Below are 5000 nucleotides of genomic sequence, written 5' to 3' on the forward strand. Positions count from 1 at the left end.
TGCTAAGTGTTAGAGGGTTTCCGCCCTTTAGTGCTGCAGCTAACGCATTAAGCACTCCGCCTGGGGAGTACGGTCGCAAGACTGAAACTCAAAGGAATTGACGGGGGCCCGCACAAGCGGTGGAGCATGTGGTTTAATTCGAAGCAACGCGAAGAACCTTACCAGGTCTTGACATCCTCTGACAACTCTAGAGATAGAGCGTTCCCCTTCGGGGGACAGAGTGACAGGTGGTGCATGGTTGTCGTCAGCTCGTGTCGTGAGATGTTGGGTTAAGTCCCGCAACGAGCGCAACCCTTGATCTTAGTTGCCAGCATTTAGTTGGGCACTCTAAGGTGACTGCCGGTGACAAACCGGAGGAAGGTGGGGATGACGTCAAATCATCATGCCCCTTATGACCTGGGCTACACACGTGCTACAATGGATGGTACAAAGGGCTGCAAGACCGCGAGGTCAAGCCAATCCCATAAAACCATTCTCAGTTCGGATTGTAGGCTGCAACTCGCCTACATGAAGCTGGAATCGCTAGTAATCGCGGATCAGCATGCCGCGGTGAATACGTTCCCGGGCCTTGTACACACCGCCCGTCACACCACGAGAGTTTGTAACACCCGAAGTCGGTGGAGTAACCGTAAGGAGCTAGCCGCCTAAGGTGGGACAGATGATTGGGGTGAAGTCGTAACAAGGTAGCCGTATCGGAAGGTGCGGCTGGATCACCTCCTTTCTAAGGATTTTTACATGACGTACGTTTTGACACTTTGTTCAGTTTTGAGAGTTCAATCTCTCAATTATAGAAAGCATACTACTTTCTTCTTATTAGATAAGAAGAATTTTGGTTGCGATTGTTCTTTGAAAACTAGATAACAGTAATTGCTGAGGAAAAGTGAAACTTTTCTTTAATCAAACCAATAAATAACACAACTTTATGTTGTACCATTTATTCGCTAATGGTTAAGTTAGAAAGGGCGCACGGTGAATGCCTTGGCACTAGGAGCCGATGAAGGACGGGACTAACACCGATATGCTTCGGGGAGCTGTAAGTGAGCTTTGATCCGGAGATTTCCGAATGGGGAAACCCACTGTTCGTAATGGAACAGTATCTTTATCTGAATACATAGGATATTGAAGGCAGACCCGGGGAACTGAAACATCTAAGTACCCGGAGGAAGAGAAAGCAAATGCGATTTCCTGAGTAGCGGCGAGCGAAACGGAATTAGCCCAAACCAAGAGGCTTGCCTCTTGGGGTTGTAGGACACTCTATACGGAGTTACAAAGGAACGAAGTAAATGAAGCGACCTGGAAAGGTCCGTCGAAGAAGGTAACAACCCTGTAGTTGAAACTTCGTTCCCTCTTGAGTGGATCCTGAGTACGGCGGAACACGTGAAATTCCGTCGGAAGCTGGGAGGACCATCTCCCAAGGCTAAATACTACCTAGTGACCGATAGTGAACCAGTACCGTGAGGGAAAGGTGAAAAGCACCCCGGAAGGGGAGTGAAAGAGATCCTGAAACCGTGTGCCTACAAGTAGTCAGAGCCCGTTAACGGGTGATGGCGTGCCTTTTGTAGAATGAACCGGCGAGTTACGATCCCATGCAAGGTTAAGCTGATAAGGCGGAGCCGTAGCGAAAGCGAGTCTGAATAGGGCGTTTAGTATGTGGTTGTAGACCCGAAACCAGGTGATCTACCCATGTCCAGGGTGAAGTTCAGGTAACACTGAATGGAGGCCCGAACCCACGCACGTTGAAAAGTGCGGGGATGAGGTGTGGGTAGCGGAGAAATTCCAATCGAACCTGGAGATAGCTGGTTCTCTCCGAAATAGCTTTAGGGCTAGCCTCATGTTGTGAGAGTCTTGGAGGTAGAGCACTGATTGGACTAGGGGCCCCCAACGGGTTACCGAATTCAGTCAAACTCCGAATGCCAAAGACTTATCCATGGGAGTCAGACTGCGAGTGATAAGATCCGTAGTCAAAAGGGAAACAGCCCAGACCACCAGCTAAGGTCCCCAAGTATACGTTAAGTGGAAAAGGATGTGGAGTTGCTTAGACAACCAGGATGTTGGCTTAGAAGCAGCCACCATTTAAAGAGTGCGTAATAGCTCACTGGTCGAGTGACTCTGCGCCGAAAATGTACCGGGGCTAAACGTATCACCGAAGCTGTGGATTGACATCTTTGATGTCAGTGGTAGGAGAGCGTTCTAAGTGCTGTGAAGTCAGACCGTAAGGACTGGTGGAGCGCTTAGAAGTGAGAATGCCGGTATGAGTAGCGAAAGACAAGTGAGAATCTTGTCCACCGAATGCCTAAGGTTTCCTGAGGAAGGCTCGTCCGCTCAGGGTTAGTCGGGACCTAAGCCGAGGCTGAAAAGCGTAGGCGATGGCCAACAGGTTGATATTCCTGTACCACCTCCCCGCCGTTTGAGTAATGGGGGGACGCAGTAGGATAGGGTAAGCGCGCTGCTGGATATGCGCGTTCAAGCAGTTAGGCTGATGAGTAGGCAAATCCGCTCATCATAAAGGCTGAGCTGTGATGACGAGGGAATTATAGTACCGAAGTTCCTGATTCCACACTGCCAAGAAAAGCCTCTAGCGAGGCGGGAGGTGCCCGTACCGCAAACCGACACAGGTAGGCGAGGAGAGAATCCTAAGGTGATCGAGAGAACTCTCGTTAAGGAACTCGGCAAAATGACCCCGTAACTTCGGGAGAAGGGGTGCTCTGGTAGGGTGTATAGCCCGAGAGAGCCGCAGTGAATAGGCCCAGGCGACTGTTTAGCAAAAACACAGGTCTCTGCGAAGCCGCAAGGCGAAGTATAGGGGCTGACGCCTGCCCGGTGCTGGAAGGTTAAGAGGAGGGGTTATCCTTTGGGAGAAGCTCTGAATCGAAGCCCCAGTAAACGGCGGCCGTAACTATAACGGTCCTAAGGTAGCGAAATTCCTTGTCGGGTAAGTTCCGACCCGCACGAAAGGCGTAACGATCTGGGCACTGTCTCAACGAGAGACTCGGTGAAATTATAGTACCTGTGAAGATGCAGGTTACCCGCGACAGGACGGAAAGACCCCGTGGAGCTTTACTGTAGCCTGATATTGAATTTTGGTACAGCTTGTACAGGATAGGTAGGAGCCTGAGAAGCCGGAGCGCTAGCTTCGGTGGAGGCGTCGGTGGGATACTACCCTGGCTGTATTGAAATTCTAACCCGCGGCCCTGATCGGGCCGGGAGACAGTGTCAGGTGGGCAGTTTGACTGGGGCGGTCGCCTCCTAAAATGTAACGGAGGCGCCCAAAGGTTCCCTCAGAATGGTTGGAAATCATTCGTAGAGTGTAAAGGCACAAGGGAGCTTGACTGCGAGACCTACAAGTCGAGCAGGGACGAAAGTCGGGCTTAGTGATCCGGTGGTTCCGCATGGAAGGGCCATCGCTCAACGGATAAAAGCTACCCCGGGGATAACAGGCTTATCTCCCCCAAGAGTCCACATCGACGGGGAGGTTTGGCACCTCGATGTCGGCTCATCGCATCCTGGGGCTGTAGTCGGTCCCAAGGGTTGGGCTGTTCGCCCATTAAAGCGGTACGCGAGCTGGGTTCAGAACGTCGTGAGACAGTTCGGTCCCTATCCGTCGTGGGCGTAGGAAATTTGAGAGGAGCTGTCCTTAGTACGAGAGGACCGGGATGGACACACCGCTGGTGTACCAGTTGTCTTGCCAAAGGCATCGCTGGGTAGCTATGTGTGGACGGGATAAGTGCTGAAAGCATCTAAGCATGAAGCCCCCCTCAAGATGAGATTTCCCATAGCGCAAGCTAGTAAGATCCCTGAAAGATGATCAGGTTGATAGGTCAGAGGTGGAAGCGTGGCGACATGTGTAGCTGACTGATACTAATCGATCGAGGACTTAACCAAACTTTAAAAGCGTAAGCTTTACTCAGCAAACTGTTACCTAGTTTTGAGAGAACAATCTCTTGTCTGGTGGCGATAGCGAAGAGGTCACACCCGTTCCCATACCGAACACGGAAGTTAAGCTCTTTAGCGCCAATGGTAGTTGGGACTTTGTCCCTGTGAGAGTAGGACGTTGCCAGGCTGGAAAAGATCTCTCTTTTCTTTTAAAAAATCTTTTAAAAAAGTTGTTGACATTACGTTGATAACTTGATAAGATAGTAAAGTCGCTTAAGAGCGGCGGTTGAACTTTGAAAACTGAACAAAGCGACAAACGTCAACGTTAATTTTTATTTTTTAAATGAGCAAGTCAAACATTTCTTCGGAGAGTTTGATCCTGGCTCAGGATGAACGCTGGCGGCGTGCCTAATACATGCAAGTCGAGCGAACTGATTAGAAGCTTGCTTCTATGACGTTAGCGGCGGACGGGTGAGTAACACGTGGGCAACCTGCCTGTAAGACTGGGATAACTTCGGGAAACCGAAGCTAATACCGGATAGGATCTTCTCCTTCATGGGAGATGATTGAAAGATGGTTTCGGCTATCACTTACAGATGGGCCCGCGGTGCATTAGCTAGTTGGTGAGGTAACGGCTCACCAAGGCAACGATGCATAGCCGACCTGAGAGGGTGATCGGCCACACTGGGACTGAGACACGGCCCAGACTCCTACGGGAGGCAGCAGTAGGGAATCTTCCGCAATGGACGAAAGTCTGACGGAGCAACGCCGCGTGAGTGATGAAGGCTTTCGGGTCGTAAAACTCTGTTGTTAGGGAAGAACAAGTACAAGAGTAACTGCTTGTACCTTGACGGTACCTAACCAGAAAGCCACGGCTAACTACGTGCCAGCAGCCGCGGTAATACGTAGGTGGCAAGCGTTATCCGGAATTATTGGGCGTAAAGCGCGCGCAGGCGGTTTCTTAAGTCTGATGTGAAAGCCCACGGCTCAACCGTGGAGGGTCATTGGAAACTGGGGAACTTGAGTGCAGAAGAGAAAAGCGGAATTCCACGTGTAGCGGTGAAATGCGTAGAGATGTGGAGGAACACCAGTGGCGAAGGCGGCTTTTTGGTCTGTAACTGACGCTG

At 50.8% G+C, this 5000-nt stretch carries 4 rRNA genes (2 of these 4 only partly in view); all 4 read left to right on the forward strand.

The window, feature by feature from the left end:
• A 16S ribosomal RNA gene (locus MKX72_RS01375) occupies positions 1-721 on the forward strand (it extends 831 nt beyond the left edge of the window).
• Between the two features lie 225 nt (positions 722-946).
• Positions 947-3882 (forward strand): 23S ribosomal RNA (locus tag MKX72_RS01380).
• A 62-nt stretch (positions 3883-3944) separates the two neighbouring features.
• Positions 3945-4060 (forward strand): 5S ribosomal RNA (gene rrf, locus MKX72_RS01385).
• Positions 4061-4234: 174 nt separating this feature from the next.
• Positions 4235-5000: ribosomal RNA gene (locus tag MKX72_RS01390) — 16S ribosomal RNA — on the forward strand (it continues 786 nt past the right edge of the window).
• The 16S, 23S and 5S rRNA genes sit together here, the layout of an rRNA operon.

This window comes from Priestia sp. FSL R5-0597 (assembly GCF_038006305.1).
Taxonomy (GTDB): domain Bacteria; phylum Bacillota; class Bacilli; order Bacillales; family Bacillaceae_H; genus Priestia; species Priestia zanthoxyli.